The 2,327-nt window shown below is 59.3% G+C and carries 2 protein-coding genes; one reads left to right on the top strand and one right to left on the bottom strand.

Going from position 1 to position 2,327, the window contains the following annotated elements:
- Positions 1–393 precede the first annotated feature (393 nt).
- Positions 394–822: a helix-turn-helix transcriptional regulator gene (locus tag I6U14_RS00680; protein ID WP_296896047.1), complete on the bottom strand. Its 429-nt coding sequence runs from the start codon at positions 820–822 to the stop codon at positions 394–396.
- A gap of 256 nt (positions 823–1,078) precedes the next feature.
- Here I6U14_RS00680 and I6U14_RS00675 point away from each other — a divergent pair, with 256 nt between their 5' ends.
- Positions 1,079–2,167: a hypothetical protein gene (locus I6U14_RS00675; protein ID WP_296896044.1), complete on the top strand. Its 1,089-nt coding sequence runs from the start codon at positions 1,079–1,081 to the stop codon at positions 2,165–2,167.
- The last annotated feature ends 160 nt before the right edge of the window (positions 2,168–2,327 follow it).

Raw genomic sequence — 2,327 nt, 5'->3', positions numbered from 1 at the left:
CTCTAGCCGGGACAGACCCATCCCGCTGAACAATTTGGCTGCGGCCGTGCCGACTAAGTCCTACCGCGATAGCGGTTTAGTCCGTCGTTGACAAGCAGTCAGGGGCTCGGTGATTGCCGAAAGTGCACCTGAAGTGCTGAGGCACTCACAAAAAAACCGGCGCTGGGCCGGTTTCTTTTAACTGCTTGTTTTAATGGAGCCGGTGAGCGGATTCGAACCGCTGACCTACGCATTACGAATGCGCCGGGCGAAAGTAGGGTGTAAGCAAAACAGTAACATAGCGCGTCAAGCCCCGCGTAAATCACCAGAAATCGTCCGAAATAGCCAGCAGTCTCCAAAAACGCGTCATAGTGGCGTCATAGTAGCGAGGGATCGCTGCCTCCTTGCGGTTCATCAACTGTGCCCCCGTAACACCAACAGCACAGCAAGGTACCCCTCCTTGGTCAGGGTCGGGCACTTCAAGGAACGAAGCACCCCCCATTCCTCTGGCTGGATCTGCAACGATTCGATCAGCCGCGCGTCGCCCGCAAGCGCGATAAGGCCCGCGGACACGTTTTCGTCCTCGATCAGATGCTCTGGCCGCATCCGCGCCGGGAGCAGCCGGTGTGTGGCGTCCTCACCACACAGCCAGTGTACGGACACGCCGAGTGTCCCTGCCAGCAGGCGAAGCGTCTCCATCGATGGCGTTCGTGCGCCGCCCTCCAGTGCGGAGATATGAGGTTGCTCGACCCCCGCGCGGATGCCCAGTTCCGCCTGAGATAGCCCGGCGTTCTTCCGTGCCGAGCGCAGCCGCGTGCCGTCGAAGCGGGACGACGTCTTCATGGGATCGCGAATCTCGTAATTAGCCTGTCGATCTAAACAATAGCAGGGAGCCACCTAACTGGCGACGCGGGACCCAACGCCGCAAAGCAGACTATTGCTAGCAAGCATATGCAGAATAGCAAATGCAATACAACCGACCAAGCCTGGGGATTGGGAGGAGCAACAGATGCCTAGGACAGCGCCGGCGGGGTCTGCGTTGAACTTGTCGCCGACGAGAAAACGAAGCAGAGACAGAAGGGTAGAGCGGGCAAACCCATTGCCGGAAGAGTTCGGTAATCAGACGATGCGCCACTATCAGACGTTCCTGCTTCGTCATGGTCAGCGGTCTAACCAACAATCGAACAGCATGCCGCTGTGGGATCTGCTGCCAAAGTATGGTGTGCCCCGCAACCAGCAAGCCGCGCTGCGCGATGAGCGCGGCGACTTGCCCGTGCTGGAACAGCGGTTCGAGTATCTCGGGCAGCGGTACAGCCTCTACGTCGAAGCCGCGCGGGTGATGAGAGCAGATGGCCTCAGGGAAGATGTCTACCCGAGTGAGCGCGAGCAACTTGTCGAGAGTGCTCTACGTTATCTGGCCTCCCAGCACCCGCGTGGCTTTTATACCATAAACACCAATGCGGAAGCACCAGTCGCTGGCGTCGTATTTTCCGTTCACGAGATCCGGCAGTTGTTGGCGAAGCGCGGCCGGCACTTGACGTACAGAGATATCCGCGAGTCGCTCTATGTGATGCTCCGCTGCTACATCGAGGTCGACACCGCAGACCGGACGGCGTCTTTCGGTGGGCCTATCATCACTGGTGTGCAGCGTGTCGCGGCCACGAATGGCGAGACTGTCGACGGCGACAATGCACTCTGGCGCGTCGTTTTCAATAGCCATATCTCACAGGCCATTGCGCAATGCGAGTATCGCCAGTTCGATTTCGATCAGATGGTGCGATGTAAGGCGGCGCTCTCTCGATGGCTATACCTCGCGCTGGTGCATCGCTGGCGGAATGCCTCCCCAGTCCATCCGCTGCGAACCAGTCTGCAAGAGGTGGCGCGCGACAGCGGCTTCCTGGGTCAGGGTCAAGTGCGAAAGGCCGCATCGAAGCTCGATAAGGCGCTGGACGAGCTCAAGCGGGTAGGGGTCCTGCGTGACTACGATCGCGAGGAACAGCGGGGGAGCAAAAACAAGTTGCTCGACGTGAAGTACACCTTTCACGCCACGCCGGCGTTCTCCGGGCAGGTCATCGACGCTCACCTGAGAGAGAAAAGGTCCGACGAGCGCGATCTGAGACGACGGAACGAGCGCGGGGCAAGCAAGGGTATTTTCGGGCAGGGTGACGGGTATGTTTGGGCAAGGTGACGGGTGTTTTCGGCCAGGGTGCAGTTCGTGCGGCGAGTTATCCACAGAAACGGCGTCTCTCTGTGTAAGAAAACAAGGCGCGCGCGGCCGTCAGGCGGGCATTTTTGGGCAAGGTGGTGGGTATGTTTGGGCAGGGTCGAGCGTTCGGACGGGTATGTTT

The sequence above is a fragment of the Thiohalocapsa sp. genome (assembly GCF_019695415.1).
GTDB lineage: Bacteria > Pseudomonadota > Gammaproteobacteria > Chromatiales > Chromatiaceae > Thiohalocapsa.
The sequence above is the reverse complement of the archived record's forward strand: the minus strand, read 5'-3'. Positions and strand labels throughout refer to the sequence as shown.

Coding starts and splice junctions, on each gene's coding strand:
- I6U14_RS00680 (WP_296896047.1), bottom strand. CDS start 822: ATGAAGACGTCGTCCCGCTTCGACGGCACGCGGCTGCGCTCGGCACGG.